Raw genomic sequence first — 14,431 nt, forward strand, 5'->3', positions numbered from 1 at the left:
ATAAATTTTGCTGTACTGCTAGCTTAGTCTGATGAAACTCTTGAACATCAATCATAAATGAAAAAAGCCATATTACTATGGCTTTTGAGCATGCGTTCAAGACAATATCAGAGATAATCCCCGGTACTCTCTGGCTGATAAAGCACTTTTTCAATGGTCACTTTCATGGTGTGGCCATCTGGTTGTGGCCATTCAATGGTTTGACCTTCGGCTAAGCCCAGAATGGCTGCGCCTATCGGTGCAATCACATTTACCTGACCTTTATCACCTTTAAACTCATGTGGGTAAACCAGTGTGACTTCCACAGGCTCTGGAGACGGTGCAATAGTCAGTAACACACGCGAATGCATGGTGACAATATTACTTGCGATCTCCGCGGGGCCAACTATTTCAGCACGTGCCAGTTCATCTTCCAGACGAATCATGGTTTCGCTCAGCTTGGTCTGATGCTCAAGCATGGTTTCCAGACGATCTAAATCCTGCTGAGATAAAATAATAGTGGTTTTATTCATCCTGATTACCTTTGTTAGATACCTAAATAAAAAATTAATGAATCAACAGCCAACAGGAACACCAAATACAGGTTGTGCCCATATTTGAATGATTCCTATAAATACAATGTTCAGATTTAAAGAAAATGATCTCACTCACAGCGCTTATTGCACCAACACCTGAGCTCGTCTGAAATTTGCATAAAAATTTTCAGGTACTAAGCAGAATGTACAGGGTGGATCTAAAAAGCTGGCAATGAATAAATCAGTTCTTTTAAATATTTAAAAATGAGATTGGTCTATAAAAAACTTTAAGCCAGATTCAGAAAAACGCAATATGATTTTGTTGATGACTCATTTTCTTGTCCTATCAACATCAGCTATTAAATATTAGGCCTGAATCATGGTGCGATATAGATATAGTTTAACTCGAATTGCGCTAAACCAAATCCTGATTTTTTCTCGTCATTTTAACAGCTATAAAAAAAGCTCCCGGTTGGGAGCTCCTTTCCGATTAAAACCGATTATGCATAAACTGGGAATTTAGCACATACAGTTTCAACCTTCGCTTTCACCGCGTTAATGACCGCTTCATCACCTTTCGCATCCAGAATGTCAGCAATCCAGCCCGCAAGGTCACGTACTTCAGCTTCACCGAAACCACGGGTTGTCACTGCAGGTGTACCGATACGGATACCTGAAGTCACGAACGGAGAACGTGGATCGTTTGGTACAGAGTTTTTGTTCACAGTAATGTGAGCAGCACCTAACCAGGCATCTGCTTCTTTACCTGTGATATCTTGTTTGATTAACGACAACAAGAACAAGTGGTTCTCAGTACCGCCAGACACAATATCATAACCACGAGCGATTAGCACTTCAGCCATGGCTTTTGCATTCACCACAACTTGTTTTTGATATTCTTTGTATTCAGGCGCCATCGCTTCTTTAAAGCAGATCGCTTTCGCTGCAATCGCGTGAACCAAAGGACCACCTTGGTTACCCGGGAATACAGCAGACTGTAATTTTTTCTCGATTTCTTCGTTTGCTTTCGCAAGGATTAAACCAGAACGTGGACCACGAAGTGTTTTGTGAGTCGTGGTCGTTGTTACGTCAGCAATTTGCACTGGGCTTGGGTAAACGCCAGCAGCAACCAGACCTGCAACGTGCGCCATATCAACAAACAGGTAAGCACCCACTTTGTCCGCGATGTCACGGAAACGCTGCCAGTCTACGATTTGGCTGTATGCAGAGAAACCTGCAACGATCATACGTGGCTTGTGTTCCACCGCTAAACGTTCAACTTCTTCATAGTCGATTTCGCCAGTTTCTGGGTTTAAACCATATTGAATCGCGTTATATGTTTTACCAGAGAAGCTTACTTTTGCACCGTGAGTCAAGTGACCACCGTGAGCAAGGCTCATACCCAAAACTGTATCGCCAGGGTTAAGAAGCGCTAAGTAAACCGCTGAGTTTGCTTGTGAACCAGCATGTGGCTGAACGTTAGCATAATCAGCACCAAAGAGTTCTTTAGCACGGTCAATCGCCAATTGTTCGATCACGTCTACGTATTCGCAACCGCCATAGTAGCGTTTACCTGGGTAGCCTTCCGCATATTTGTTAGTGAGTTTTGAACCTTGAGCTTCCATGACTGCTGGTGAGCAGTAGTTTTCAGAAGCGATTAGCTCAATATGAGCTTCTTGACGAGCATCTTCATTCGAGATTGCTTGAGCTAATTCTGGATCAAATTCAGCAATAGAGATATTGGCAAACATTAGCGAGGTCCTATTGATTTAGGGCTTTTAAGCCGTGCTAAGATTGGCGCGTATTGTAGCATGAAGTTTTGCATTTTCGATCATGAACTTTCTGCAGTTTTTTATAAATATTGCTCCAGCCTTTAGAAATCATGACCAATTTAAGTAAAATCAAATTATTGAATTGGCGTTAAAGTTTTTAACTTTTAAAATTTTGAGCATTTTTTATTCCTTCACCATCTAGTCTTGCTTGAAATGTGAAAAGACTGGTTTTCTCGAGCGCTTTGCAAGCATTTTAAAATGAGATTCAAGCTAAGTTCCGCTTACCTTTTTATCCCCTATAAACCTAGAGCAGCGACTTCGTGTTAACCCTTAGAATATTTCAGGTGTACCACTAAATCTTTTCCTGCATGAGAGTTCTGAACCTTAACCTGCAGCAAGATTGGATTTATTGACAGCATTCTTTGCGCTAAAAAGTATATTTTTTAATATTCAGCCTAATCTTTTTCCCAATTTATCGTTAATATGAGTCTGTCTCTTCTTTTATGGTGCTCAACGCATGCAGGCCATTATTCTTGATACCGAAACGCATACTTTAAATGGTCAACCCATTGAAATTGCCTATGCGCCTGTCGCAATTGTAGACCATAAAATCAGTATGGATAAAAGCCGCCTGTTTGATCAGCTCTATTCATGTGACGAACCCATTTCTTTTGCCGCCATGGCGGTGCATCATATTCTGGAATCTGATCTGGAAGGTCAGCCACATTACAGTACCTTTCGCCTGCCAGATGAAACGATTTATATGATTGGTCATAATATTGATTATGACGTTCGTGCTGTCGAAAAATGTGGGGTAGATACCTCGAAAATTAAAGCGATTTGTACACTGGCTTTAGCACGTCGGGTCTGGCCCGATGCAGAAGCACATAATATTTCTGCACTGATTTATATGATTACCAAAGGCAGTGAACGAGCACGTGAAATGATCCGTAAAGCGCATCGTGCCGATATGGATATTATTTTAACTGCCAACATCCTGATGCATATCGTACACCACCTGAAAATTAACAGTATGCAGGAGCTGTTCGATGCTTCTGAAGATGCCCGAATTCCACGTACGATTAACTTTGGTAAACATCGCGGTAGCGCAATTGCAGAGCTTCCTGCCGACTATGTGCAATGGCTATTGCGCCAAGATGAACTGGATCCTTATTTGCGCAAGGCTCTCGAAAATACCGCGATTAGCACGCTTTAAAATCCTTAAAACAAGTATCTGTTTTTTAATATATTCTTCATATTATTGTAATTATCCCAGACTATGCTCTAGCTGAATTTAGTGAACAACTCATTCAGCTATGATGCATTTTTATAAAACTCAACGTGGGGTCGAGGTGCTACAGAATCGCTCTATCCCCTTGACCGCACGCCAACGCCGCTTATTGGTGCTAATCGGCAGCAAAGATTTTGATCTGTTACATGAGAGATTAAAGCAGCAACTAGCTCCCGCCGAGCTTTTAGAGCAACTTTGTGAAATGGATTTAATTGTTCCGGCTCACACCAGCATAATATCAAACAGTCCACATCAGACCGGCATAGAAGTCGATACCAAAATCAATTTGGCGCATTCCGAGATTTACCGTCCCTTAAATTCACCTCTGCCCGTCCCTTGTGTAACCGAGAACCGCAAAAACCTCCTAGTTCCTATCGAAGAGCTGCAAGAAAATTCATCTATTGAAACAAATCCAGACAATCAACCCCATCTACCCGAACCGCAAGCTTTATCTTTTGAAGACCTCAAATATCTGATGATGGAAAGCTTACAAAAATATTGTGGCTTGATGGCCAAACAGCAAATTCAGCATATTTTACAGGTACAGGATGTGCGCAGTTTAAAAATGTGCCAAATACAGTGGATCACCTCACTGCAGGAAAGCCGACTTCCTCCGCAAGAATTGAATCACATTCTAAAACAGATCAATTTTTCTTTGGCACAATTACAGCAAAATCAAGCTCATGAATAAGCATGTCTTAGTCTTTTAAACTCTTAAATGAGTGACTTTAGCAATCAAGCAGATTTAGATTTCAAATATAAGTAATTGATTTTATATCATATTTACATTATCTCTAAATTTAAAGCCTGAAATATCAGACTTAAGCGGGATAGAAAAAACCTGAAAATCTCGCCATATAGTGATCATTAAAATCCGCTTGGTTGCTATATGCCACATTATTTAGAATTCGATGCGTTTGATAACCCCATGCAACTGAGCAAGGTGGGCAATTGGGTCATTACCTTTTTAAGTCCGGCTGAAGAACTAGAACTTGTGCAACTGGCAATTACCTATGTACTGCCCCGCCAGCTCAGTGACAGTTTACAACCGCGACGTGTAGTGATTCAAAAAAGCTCTATCGAGCACCATTGGCTGATTCAAGCCATTGAATGTTTTGACAGTAATACTCGTCAGGAAATTTCTTTAAGCCCCGAACATATCACCGCTCAGAAAACCTTAAAACAGATTCTGCAAGAATTTGAAAAATATGATGTGAATGTACAACTTAAGCACATCTAATTTCTGGCTCACCTCGGTGGGCTTTTTTATTAATAGGGGATAAATTTTGCTTTTCTGCATTCATTAAAAACTCACCAGGAAGGTGAGTTTTTAATGGCTAAACCTGTAATATCGGATAGATGGACTCAATTTTTTCACCTTTGTATAACGTATTGATCCAGTTATTCTACGACTTTATAAATATTTGAAGACTTTTGACTTTCAAATAACAGTTCAATACTCGGTAAAATAGTTTCGCCATCTACCACGATATGTTCAATTTTTTTTACCAGATCAATTGCATCATGCTGATGTTGCTCTACAAATGAACGTAATAAAGCTTTCGCCTCAATGACCTTGCTAAATTGGTCTTTCACCTTTATATCAATAATCTTTGACATTTCTCTCTCCTTTCTATTTTCTAAGTTTCCATTTTTTATATCACACTTAAATCGCATATTTAACGTCAAGATGTTAGCGAATTTGGCAATGTAAACTTTTTTATATGAATCAGTTAGAAAAGAAATTATCTGGAATCATTAAACAAAGCTTTATAACAGACATTAAAAAAGCTCGCATTGCTGCGAGCTCTGTGTTGGATGGCTAGTGCTAGATTTATTGTTTGGTGATCAACATCAAACTCAACTAACTGTCATTGATCCGTCCAACTTATCGGTAGCGTCTTATTGGTTTTACGACCTACCATGAGTTCAATATAGCAACATTTTTCAGACCTACAAGCCCTCTTTACACTTCTAAAAGAAGACTCATACAAGATTTAAATTGTCATTTTTCAAAACTAAATTATGATATTTCAGGCTTATTAATTTCCAAATATTATTCTTTTTAGAAGGAAATATTTTTAGAATAAACATATGATTTCTATAAAATTTTAATTTAAGTTAATTTAGCTCAATATGTGTTCACATCATCCTTTATTAATTTATTCAGTTTTTTAAAATTTATTTTTTTAAATTATTGAGAATAATAAGCGCTACTCAGAAATTAGCGAACCTCTACAGGAACCGCTGTAATTAGCCAAATTAAAAGTAATTTTCTTATAGATATAATCCATTGTTATTTTGAACATAAAGCACTAATTTTTATTTAAAATGTACTGTATAAACACACTTACAAGCATCACAATTTGTAAAATCAAATCAGTTATAAAACAACAGTGTAATAAAGTCGCTCATATACAATAAACAAATGTACTCAAACCCGATATTAAATCGATCAAAACAAATTTATATTTCTAGAAAAGGTATATTGCGATGACTCATCCAGATGAAAAAATTAATGAAGAATTTCCAGAAGAGGAATTGGACCCACAAGAAAAACAGGATCGAGAGATGCAGCGCGGCCAGCTGGGCGTAGATAAAGACCCTCAGATAAAAAGAGACCAAATCCGTCAACAACATCAGGATGAAGAGGAACAGAATCCTTAATATTCATATTATTGAGCCTGCTCCTTTGAGATTAGGATCAAGTGTAATACTGTGCCCGCTTTTTAGAGAATCGGTCAAGCTGCTTTAAGAATCCCTCAAAGTAATCTTTCTGTTTTTCTTCAGTTCGATAACCTGCATATAAAGTACGGCGTAAGCCTTCAGGGGCTACACAATCCAGACGGCGCGAAGTCACCCAGCCCTTCTGTTCATATTCATTTACCACCCAATCTGGCAATGCCGCAATCCCACGACCACTGGCAACAAGCTGAATCAGCATTTGAGTCAAATCGGTCGTCCGAATCTGTTTTGGCAAAATATTCGCAGGAATAAACAAGCGTGACATGATATCCAGACGATGCTTATCTACCGGATAAGTTACTAATGTTTCTTCTGCCAGTTCCTGCACCGTAATCTCTTGGGCACGTACTAAAGGATGTGTATTAGACAACACCAAACGTGATTCATATTCAAATACCGGGAAATATTCCACACCTTTGAGTGCAATCGGATCGGCAGTAATCAGTAAGTCAAACTCGCCCGTTTGTAACAATTCATGCGGATTGGCTTCAAAGCCCGAAGCAAAATCCAAATCAACATCTGGATATTGGATACGATACTGATTCAAAAGTGGCATTAGCCAGTCAAAACAACTATGACACTCTGACGAGAATATAATACGGCCTGTCTGTCCATGCACAATACGTGTGATATCACTTTGCGCTATCTGTACTTGTGGTAGCACATCATCAGCCAGTTTCAACAAACGTAAACCTACATTAGAAAAACTCACAGGGCGACTACGGCGATTGACCACTTCAACCCCGAACCATTGATCGAGTTCGCGCAATTGGTGAGACAAAGCTGAAGGTGTTAAACAGAGATCTCCTGCTGCTGCAACCAGTGATCCATGTTCTCTTAGCGCTGTCAGTGTTTTTAAATGTCGTAGTTCTATCATATGGCTTACCCAAAAAAATACAGAAATCAGCTACTCAAGCTTGGTGAATAGCATAATCTATTTCAGGATGCTCACTTCAATATTTTCACTTTTAAATTATTTTAATGAATTTTACTCAACAAATAATCTGTTCAAAAATCGGTTTATTAAAAACATTTGAGTTATTTCATCCTCAAGATATTCAAGAATCGTACTCTGCATTGCAATCAGTTCTCGTATTCAAAATATTCAAAGCCGTTGTGAATTAGCGCATCAACTCAAAATATAGAATCAGAATAAGTAAAAGAAAATGAGCATGTCATTTGTTTGTCTGAAAACTTTTAAGATTATTTTTGAGCAGTATCAAATAAAGTGAAAAGACAGAGTTTGAGATTCGATTTAAGCAATGCAATCTATATGGTGGCACTGAATAAAATGTTTTATGAAAAGCGATCTGATATAAAGATTTAATTTAGAGAGATTTTTATGTTGTAAGAAATAAGAAAATGGTGCGCTCAGCGGGACTCGAACCCACGCCACAGGCTTCGGAGACCTGTACTCTATCCAGTTGAGCTATGAGCGCGCGATGCACATCATAACAAAAAAAATCATAAGGTAAAGCAACTATCTATAACTTCGTCATTTTATGCTTAGACTTTATACAATGTTCCAAAACAGCAACACAGAATTCCATGTGAATCACTTGGCTTATTTTCCAAGATCACTCACAATATCTCAACTTTTCACCATTTGAGATATTCATGACTGATGCACTGATCTTAAGAGATGTGTCAAAGACCTATCGCAATGGCTTTCAGGCATTAAAAGGAATCAACTTAAGTGTACCAGAAGGTGAGTTTTATGCACTTCTGGGGCCAAATGGCGCCGGAAAATCCACCACCATCGGTATTATCAGTTCATTAACAAAAAAAACCGCCGGCACAGTCGAAATTTTCGGTCACAACCTGGATACCCACCCCTCCCAAGCCAAACAGTGTTTAGGTGTGGTTCCTCAGGAATTTAACTTCGCCCAGTTTGAAAAAACTTTCGACATTCTGGTGACGCAAGCCGGCTATTACGGTATTCCTAAAAAAATTGCACAGCAACGGGCTGAACTCTATCTGACCAAGCTGGGCCTATGGGAAAAACGTGCAACGCAGGCGCGTATGCTGTCGGGCGGTATGAAACGTCGCTTGATGATTGCACGTGCCATGATGCATGAACCGAAACTTTTGATTCTGGATGAGCCAACTGCGGGTGTCGACATCGAATTACGTCGTTCAATGTGGGAGTTTTTGAACGAGATGAATGAGCAAGGGACATCCATCATTCTCACCACCCACTATTTAGAAGAAGCCGAAATGCTGTGTCGCCGCATTGCGATTATCGATCGTGGTGTGATTAAAGAAGACACCAGCATGAAGAGCTTCCTAAGTCAGCTGAATGAAGAATCCTTTATTTTTGATCTTGCAGCACCGATTGAACCTTTGCATCTGGAGATTATCGGGGTACGTTTTAATTTAATCGACCCGATGACCTTAGAAATTACCATGGACAAGGCACATAGCATGAATGATCTGTTCCAGCTATTGGAATCACAGAATATTCAGGTACGCAGTATGCGTAACAAATCCAATCGTCTGGAAGAGCTTTTTGTCAAAATGGTCGAAAAAAATCTGGATGGAGCTGCGCAATGAACATTAATCAACTCAGCGTAGCTTTATATACCATTGTATATAAAGAAGTCCGCCGTTTTATGCGGATCTGGCCGCAAACCTTGTTACCACCTGCCATCACCATGAGCTTGTATTTCGTGATTTTCGGCAATCTGATCGGTTCGCGGATTGGAGACATGGGCGGCTATAGCTATATGGAGTTCATTGTGCCCGGTCTGATCATGATGGCCGTGATTACCAACAGCTATGCCAACGTCTCTTCCAGTTTTTTCAGTTCAAAATTTCAAAAGAGTATTGAAGAGCTGGTCATGAGTCCGGTACCGATGCATGCCATTCTTTGGGGACATGTGCTGGGCGGTGTGATTCGTGGAGTACTGGTGGCGATTATTGTTAGTGCCGTGAGTTTGTTTTTTGCAGATCTATACATTACCAACTGGTTTGTGACGATTTATACCGTATTGATTACCTCCCTGCTGTTTTCTTTGGGTGGTTTTATCAATGCCGTCTATGCCAAATCTTTTGATGATATTTCGATTATCCCGACCTTTGTTTTAACGCCACTGACTTATTTAGGCGGTGTGTTTTATGCAATTTCTGCCTTAAGTCCATTCTGGCAAAATTTATCTTTGATCAACCCTGTGGTGTATATGGTCAATGCCTTCCGCTATGGCATTTTAGGACATAGCGATGTCAATGTAACTGTTTCACTTGCAGTGGTCACCTTATGTTGCGGCCTGCTCTATGCATTGGCCTATCATTTACTCTCCCGTGGTTCAGGAATGCGTGAATAATGAGTGTAGAACAATCTCTTCTTGGTAAAGACACCAATTACCCGACAGAATATCAGCCGGATGTTCTGTTTCCGATTTCGCGCGCACCTGCTCGTGAACAATACGCGCATGTCGACGCGATTCAGCAAGGCACCGACTGGTGGCATGTTTTTGAAATTTCCTGGTTAAATTCAGCCGGTGTGCCGCAAGTCGCAATTGGACGGATCAGCCTGCCTGCTTCTTCGCCGAATCTGATTGAATCCAAATCACTCAAGCTCTACTTTAATAGTTTGAATTTTGCCAAATTTGAATCTCAAGCTGACTTTATCGCCACGGTGGAAAAAAATTTATCTGCTGCGGCTGGTGCAGAGATTACGTTAGATTTATTTCAGGTTGATGACTTGGAAGTTGCCAAGCCTGAAGGCATCTGCATTGATGAACTAATTCCGGAACGTCTGGAAAATCATCCTGATGCGAGTCTTTTGGCTCTGGATGCGAACCATACCGAAGAAGTTGAAATCCAGCTGTATTCACATTTATTAAGAAGTAACTGCCCAGTCACTGGACAACCGGATTGGGGTACAGTATTTATACGCTATCAGGGCAAAAAACCTTGTTATAAGAGTATTTTGGCTTATATTATTTCTTATCGTCAGCATAACGGTTTTCACGAACAATGCGTGGAGCAGATGTTTGCCGATCTCTGGCAACAACTGAAACCGGAAAAGCTGATGGTCTACGCAACCTATACACGCCGCGGTGGATTGGATATCAACCCTTGCCGTGTATCGGATTTAACATGGATGCCTCGCCCTATTCGATTAGCGCGACAATAAAAACATTGAGGTTTAACAATGCCATTTTTTGGTTTTATTCCTTCTGCAGAGCTTTTAAATACAATTCAGACTGCACAACAAAATAAAAATTCAAATGAGCTGCTTTACCCACTTCGTGATAAAACCGCATTGATGATTAATGATGAAATTATTGATGCGATTCTCACGGAACTGGTGCGTCGTTTTCCTGCAAGTGATAAGCGCGATACTGCGGAAAAACTGGCGGGCTATATCAAGTCAACTGTGGCGGTATTGCTGAAACAGTTATTGAGCAAAGCGCCGAATGATGTGGTGAAGCAATCTATTGCTTTCTCTGAACGCAGTCTGTTTAAAGACCCTGAAGGACAGATCCGTATTGGTGAGTCGCTGGATGCCAATCTGGTGACCAATTTAAAACATCATTATGCGGAACTAAAAGCCGGTCAGAGTATCGACAAACAAATGTTTAGCAACCTGTATAAGCAGTTTGGTGAAGCGACGGTACGTCACTTTATGGTCGATTTTAATAAAACCTTGGATCTTGGCATGATCAAACGCAAGGCAGCAGATATTGGTGCTTCTGCTGTGATTAAGGCCATCAATATGGCTGCAGATAAAATCATTCTCAATCTGAACAAGGATGAGCTTCGCGCCATGGCTGAATATCATGACACCTTGTTCTATACAGAATAGGTCTGCATAGAATCATCTAAGAGTGATTTTTTGAAATTAGCCTGACTTCGGTCAGGCTTTTTTATGTTCAATGAAATAGCTTGTTACAGATAAGCAGCTCCACAAGGCAAACTGACGCAAAAATAACCAGTCTTTCACTATTTTTGTATATGCATCTAGGTCTCTTAATCATCCGAATGTTATCTTTAATCTGGTTTTTACAGCCTCATGATTGAAAAAATTTCTCAATCTTTTTCATGGCATGATTCAAATAACATTGCCCGCAACTTATCAAAAATTGGAAATCGTACCAAGATGTTGAAATCGAATTTTTATAAAAAATTTAAACAGCTTTCAATCGCATTGACCGCATTAGGTCTCAGCAGTTTCAGTCTGGCCAACGATTTCCAATCTCATCCCTCTTATGCCAGTTTTAAACAGACTGCCATGCAAAATTATGGGCTGAGTGCCCAGCAAGTCGATTCAGCCATGAACGGGGCGCGCAACCTGCCCAATATCATCAATATTATGAATCGTCCAGGTGAAAGCAAGCCTTGGTATTCTTATAAAACCAACTTTCTGGCTGAGTCGACCATTCAACGCGGTGTGCGCTTTAAACAGCAATATGCGGAAACGCTGAATCGCGCTGAACAGCAGTTTGGTGTACCACAGTCAATCATTCTCGGAATTTTAGGGGTAGAAACCGGCTTTGGTACCAATAAGGGTTCTTTTGTCACCCGTGATGCGCTGGCCACCTTAGGTTTTGGTTATGAGCGTCGTGCCCAGTATTTTCAAGATGAACTGGCGGCATTAATTGCCTGGTCTTATAAAGATGGCGTTTCAGCTTCTTCTATCGTCGGCTCTTATGCAGGTGCGGTCGGTTATCCACAATTCATGCCAAGTAATATTCCAAAATTCGGCGTGGACTACGATGGTAACGGACATATTGACCTGCGTAATTCAGCAGTAGATGCGATTGGCTCGATTGCCAACTATTTAGCCCAGCATGGCTGGCAGCGTAATCAACCGATTGCTTTTCCGGCCCGTTATAGTGGCTCGAACCCGGATGCGGTAATTGCCAAAGATCTGACTCAACCTAGCCCATATGGTGTGTTAAAAACACAAGGGATTAGCCCAATGAATCCTATTGTTCAAATTGACGATCTAGACTTGGTCAATGTAATTCAATTACAAGAAAATTATGGGTATATTTACTATATTACTTATCCAAATTTTCAAGTGATTACTACTTATAATCGCAGCCGAATGTATGCCACTGCATTGTGGTTATTAGGTACAGAAATTACTAGCCGTTAACATGAGAATTTAATACAAATTATTAAAGTCAACATTTTTATGAGTGATTATGAGCAAATATTGATCAATTTTAATATTGTGTTACAATATTGATCATATTTTAATCACTCATTGTTTATTTTAAGTTCTTTTTTAAACTATTTTAATTAAATACTAGACAGGATATTGCAGGCATGAATATTATCCATTTCGTTAAATGTAGTTGCATAAGTTAAATATCAGGCGTGTTTACATGGTTTTTCAGTTACTTATGAACAAATCCATGCGATATGCTGTTAGGAGTTGATTCGATGCATTCTTCAATTTTGAAGTATTTTATGGCTATTGCCACGATAGTCACACTGACGCAATCGCAGGCAGATATGGTTCCGTCATCTTCGTTTAATCACGAAAATGACAATTCGCGCCTTGCAACGCGTGTATTAAATAAAGAAGCTCAAAGCTTCAATTCAAATTTCACCAATTTGAACAGCCTTTCAATCACTGAGCGTTCTGGCGATAAAGTTCGCCGTGAAACCATTGCAGCGAAAATTGAAATTCCTGCAGAAGAGCCTTCAGTGATTGAAAAACTGAATACCGTGGCTTCTAATACTGTACGCAAGTTCAGTCAGACAGGTACAGCCTCTTGGTATGGTCGCCAGTTCCACGGCCGTAAAACTGCAAGCGGTGAAACCTTTGACATGAATGCAATGACTGCTGCTCATCGTAGCCTGCCATTGAACTGTTATATTCGTGTGACCAATAGAAATAATGGTAAAAGCGTAGTGGTTAAAGTCAATGACCGCGGCCCATTCCATGGTAACCGTGTCGTCGATTTATCTTATGGCGCAGCGAAGAAACTCGGCATTACCAATGCCGGTGTTGGCAATGTCAGTATTGAGCGTGTCGCTGGTCCAAATTCTTAAGATTTAGCTTGCAATACATTTAACCAAAAGCCACAGTAGTGTGGCTTTTTTATTAACTTCAAGTTATAGAAAAATGACAATCAATCTATAGCTCCTCTTATCTCCGGCTACCTGTCCATTACAGCTTGAATGTTGCAAATTCGCCAAATAAAATTCACGTTCTGGCACGATTAACTTTTGACCAAACCTAGATTCTGCTTTATATTTTCAGGCAAGCACAACGTATTCATGGAATGGAGCGAATAATGAAAACAATATCTGAATGGCTGGATGAATATAGTGACAGTCATCAAAACAAAACCAATAAGCTGATTCACTGGGTCTGCGTACCGACTATCTATTTTTCGATTATTGGCATTATTGCGCACTTTAGTGCTTTACTGACCGCCCTTCTGCTAGCTCTGGCTTTTATTTTCTATGCCCGACTAGATATTGTTTTGGCAGTTGCAATGGCTGCTTTAACATTGATCATGGCCTGGTTAATCTGGATTCTGCCAGTCGGTGCCGGTTTTTATGTTGGCCTATTTGTTTTTGCCTGGATTGGTCAGTTTTATGGCCACAAAGTGGAAGGCAAAAAGCCATCTTTCTTTAAAGACCTTCAATTCCTTCTTATTGGCCCGATTTGGTGCATGGATGCTTATTTAGCTAAAGTAGCACCTTCCTGGAAAAGTCGCCAGATACGAGACATGAAGAGCATTTAGCAGCATTCTTCATTTTTTCTAATGAGAAGAACCTTCTTGACAGGTTCTTCCTTGATGTTTTAACCGGCCATACACATGTTTTCGGGCACAATCATGATGCATCCAGTGCGCCACATCCCCCTTCTCGCTATTTATATTCACTATAAAATTCGACAATATCATCTTTTTGAATCGAACCAATGCCGGGTGCGGAATCGATATTATATGTCACCAATACAATTTGATCATTCAAGCATGAACTCTTAATAGCGTGATCCTTTATGATCATCACCTAACGTTGCAATCATTGTTCGATAAGATCGAACCCCAATAGCACCCTGATGATGTTGAAAAGCAGTCTAAATTTTATTGAGATCATCTTGAGACATAGCTTCAAAATGAGTGTCGGTGTGGCGA

The 14,431-nt window shown here is 40.0% G+C and carries 16 protein-coding genes and 1 tRNA gene; 11 read left to right on the forward strand and 6 right to left on the reverse strand.

The window, feature by feature from the left end:
• Positions 1–107: 107 nt before the first annotated feature.
• Together rnk and glyA are read right to left on the reverse strand one after the other, a co-directional pair.
• Positions 108–512: a nucleoside diphosphate kinase regulator gene (gene rnk, locus FTU44_RS01740; protein ID WP_005097501.1), complete on the reverse strand. Its 405-nt coding sequence runs from the start codon at positions 510–512 to the stop codon at positions 108–110.
• A 503-nt stretch (positions 513–1,015) separates the two neighbouring features.
• On the reverse strand, positions 1,016–2,266 hold the full coding sequence (glyA, locus tag FTU44_RS01745; RefSeq protein ID WP_100355693.1) for a serine hydroxymethyltransferase: 1,251 nt from the start codon (positions 2,264–2,266) through the stop codon (positions 1,016–1,018).
• A gap of 538 nt (positions 2,267–2,804) precedes the next feature.
• Between glyA and FTU44_RS01750 the strand changes: the two genes are divergently transcribed.
• From FTU44_RS01750 to FTU44_RS01760, 3 genes are all read left to right on the forward strand, one after another.
• Positions 2,805–3,503: a DNA polymerase III subunit epsilon gene (locus tag FTU44_RS01750; protein ID WP_005097503.1), complete on the forward strand. Its 699-nt coding sequence runs from the start codon at positions 2,805–2,807 to the stop codon at positions 3,501–3,503.
• Positions 3,504–3,603: 100 nt separating this feature from the next.
• Positions 3,604–4,269, forward strand: a complete 666-nt coding sequence (locus tag FTU44_RS01755; protein ID WP_100329029.1) for a hypothetical protein — start codon at positions 3,604–3,606, stop codon at positions 4,267–4,269.
• Between the two features lie 198 nt (positions 4,270–4,467).
• Positions 4,468–4,818 (forward strand): hypothetical protein, encoded by a 351-nt coding sequence (locus FTU44_RS01760; protein WP_005170170.1) that lies wholly within the window; start codon positions 4,468–4,470, stop codon positions 4,816–4,818.
• Positions 4,819–4,979: 161 nt separating this feature from the next.
• Here the strand turns inward: FTU44_RS01760 and FTU44_RS01765 are convergent, their stop codons facing one another.
• Positions 4,980–5,198 carry a hypothetical protein gene (locus FTU44_RS01765; protein ID WP_005170167.1) on the reverse strand — a complete coding sequence of 73 codons (219 nt, stop codon included), beginning with the start codon at positions 5,196–5,198 and terminating at the stop codon, positions 4,980–4,982.
• A gap of 873 nt (positions 5,199–6,071) precedes the next feature.
• On the opposite strand from FTU44_RS01765, the gene FTU44_RS01770 reads away from it, so the two are divergent.
• On the forward strand, positions 6,072–6,245 hold the full coding sequence (locus tag FTU44_RS01770; RefSeq protein ID WP_180049268.1) for a hypothetical protein: 174 nt from the start codon (positions 6,072–6,074) through the stop codon (positions 6,243–6,245).
• A 37-nt stretch (positions 6,246–6,282) separates the two neighbouring features.
• Here FTU44_RS01770 and FTU44_RS01775 read toward each other — a convergent pair whose 3' ends face one another.
• Positions 6,283–7,200 (reverse strand): LysR family transcriptional regulator, encoded by a 918-nt coding sequence (locus FTU44_RS01775; RefSeq protein WP_005097509.1) that lies wholly within the window; start codon positions 7,198–7,200, stop codon positions 6,283–6,285.
• 486 nt (positions 7,201–7,686) lie between these two features.
• Positions 7,687–7,762: transfer RNA gene (locus FTU44_RS01780), tRNA-Arg, on the reverse strand.
• A 178-nt stretch (positions 7,763–7,940) separates the two neighbouring features.
• On the opposite strand from FTU44_RS01780, the gene FTU44_RS01785 reads away from it, so the two are divergent.
• From FTU44_RS01785 to FTU44_RS01815, 7 genes are all read left to right on the forward strand, one after another.
• A complete protein-coding gene (locus FTU44_RS01785) occupies positions 7,941–8,876 on the forward strand; it encodes an ABC transporter ATP-binding protein (RefSeq protein WP_005097523.1) in 936 nt (311 codons plus the stop codon).
• Complete coding sequence (locus tag FTU44_RS01790) at positions 8,873–9,646, forward strand: ABC transporter permease (RefSeq protein WP_005097525.1); 774 nt, start codon at positions 8,873–8,875, stop codon at positions 9,644–9,646. Before FTU44_RS01785 ends, FTU44_RS01790 begins: the two co-directional genes overlap by 4 nt.
• The gene (gene queF, locus FTU44_RS01795; protein WP_180049270.1) at positions 9,646–10,461 is read left to right on the forward strand and encodes an NADPH-dependent 7-cyano-7-deazaguanine reductase QueF; all 816 of its coding nucleotides are present in this window, start codon (positions 9,646–9,648) and stop codon (positions 10,459–10,461) included. The genes FTU44_RS01790 and queF overlap by 1 nt, the downstream gene beginning before the upstream one ends.
• A gap of 18 nt (positions 10,462–10,479) precedes the next feature.
• Positions 10,480–11,133 carry a hypothetical protein gene (locus FTU44_RS01800; RefSeq protein ID WP_180049271.1) on the forward strand — a complete coding sequence of 218 codons (654 nt, stop codon included), beginning with the start codon at positions 10,480–10,482 and terminating at the stop codon, positions 11,131–11,133.
• Positions 11,134–11,427: 294 nt separating this feature from the next.
• A complete protein-coding gene (gene mltB, locus FTU44_RS01805) occupies positions 11,428–12,429 on the forward strand; it encodes a lytic murein transglycosylase B (RefSeq protein WP_180049273.1) in 1,002 nt (333 codons plus the stop codon).
• A 290-nt stretch (positions 12,430–12,719) separates the two neighbouring features.
• Complete coding sequence (locus FTU44_RS01810) at positions 12,720–13,334, forward strand: septal ring lytic transglycosylase RlpA family protein (RefSeq protein ID WP_005097531.1); 615 nt, start codon at positions 12,720–12,722, stop codon at positions 13,332–13,334.
• 245 nt (positions 13,335–13,579) lie between these two features.
• On the forward strand, positions 13,580–14,035 hold the full coding sequence (locus FTU44_RS01815) for a DUF962 domain-containing protein (RefSeq protein WP_005097532.1): 456 nt from the start codon (positions 13,580–13,582) through the stop codon (positions 14,033–14,035).
• Between the two features lie 127 nt (positions 14,036–14,162).
• Here FTU44_RS01815 and FTU44_RS15310 read toward each other — a convergent pair whose 3' ends face one another.
• Positions 14,163–14,303 carry a DUF3465 domain-containing protein gene (locus FTU44_RS15310; RefSeq protein WP_347929327.1) on the reverse strand — a complete coding sequence of 47 codons (141 nt, stop codon included), beginning with the start codon at positions 14,301–14,303 and terminating at the stop codon, positions 14,163–14,165.
• Positions 14,304–14,431 lie beyond the last annotated feature (128 nt).

The organism is Acinetobacter sp. YH12105 (genome assembly GCF_013419095.1).
GTDB lineage: Bacteria > Pseudomonadota > Gammaproteobacteria > Pseudomonadales > Moraxellaceae > Acinetobacter > Acinetobacter pseudolwoffii.

Bases quoted from the DNA above. Each gene is read 5' to 3' on its own strand.
- rnk (WP_005097501.1), bottom strand. From the start codon at position 512: ATGAATAAAACCACTATTATTTTATCTCAGCAGGATTTAGATCGTCTG.
- glyA (WP_100355693.1), bottom strand. From the start codon at position 2,266: ATGTTTGCCAATATCTCTATTGCTGAATTTGATCCAGAATTAGCTCAA.
- FTU44_RS01750 (WP_005097503.1), top strand. From the start codon at position 2,805: ATGCAGGCCATTATTCTTGATACCGAAACGCATACTTTAAATGGTCAA.
- FTU44_RS01755 (WP_100329029.1), top strand. From the start codon at position 3,604: ATGATGCATTTTTATAAAACTCAACGTGGGGTCGAGGTGCTACAGAAT.
- FTU44_RS01760 (WP_005170170.1), top strand. From the start codon at position 4,468: ATGCCACATTATTTAGAATTCGATGCGTTTGATAACCCCATGCAACTG.
- FTU44_RS01765 (WP_005170167.1), bottom strand. From the start codon at position 5,198: ATGTCAAAGATTATTGATATAAAGGTGAAAGACCAATTTAGCAAGGTC.
- FTU44_RS01770 (WP_180049268.1), top strand. From the start codon at position 6,072: ATGACTCATCCAGATGAAAAAATTAATGAAGAATTTCCAGAAGAGGAA.
- FTU44_RS01775 (WP_005097509.1), bottom strand. From the start codon at position 7,200: ATGATAGAACTACGACATTTAAAAACACTGACAGCGCTAAGAGAACAT.
- FTU44_RS01785 (WP_005097523.1), top strand. From the start codon at position 7,941: ATGACTGATGCACTGATCTTAAGAGATGTGTCAAAGACCTATCGCAAT.
- FTU44_RS01790 (WP_005097525.1), top strand. From the start codon at position 8,873: ATGAACATTAATCAACTCAGCGTAGCTTTATATACCATTGTATATAAA.
- queF (WP_180049270.1), top strand. From the start codon at position 9,646: ATGAGTGTAGAACAATCTCTTCTTGGTAAAGACACCAATTACCCGACA.
- FTU44_RS01800 (WP_180049271.1), top strand. From the start codon at position 10,480: ATGCCATTTTTTGGTTTTATTCCTTCTGCAGAGCTTTTAAATACAATT.
- mltB (WP_180049273.1), top strand. From the start codon at position 11,428: ATGTTGAAATCGAATTTTTATAAAAAATTTAAACAGCTTTCAATCGCA.
- FTU44_RS01810 (WP_005097531.1), top strand. From the start codon at position 12,720: ATGCATTCTTCAATTTTGAAGTATTTTATGGCTATTGCCACGATAGTC.
- FTU44_RS01815 (WP_005097532.1), top strand. From the start codon at position 13,580: ATGAAAACAATATCTGAATGGCTGGATGAATATAGTGACAGTCATCAA.
- FTU44_RS15310 (WP_347929327.1), bottom strand. From the start codon at position 14,303: ATGATCATAAAGGATCACGCTATTAAGAGTTCATGCTTGAATGATCAA.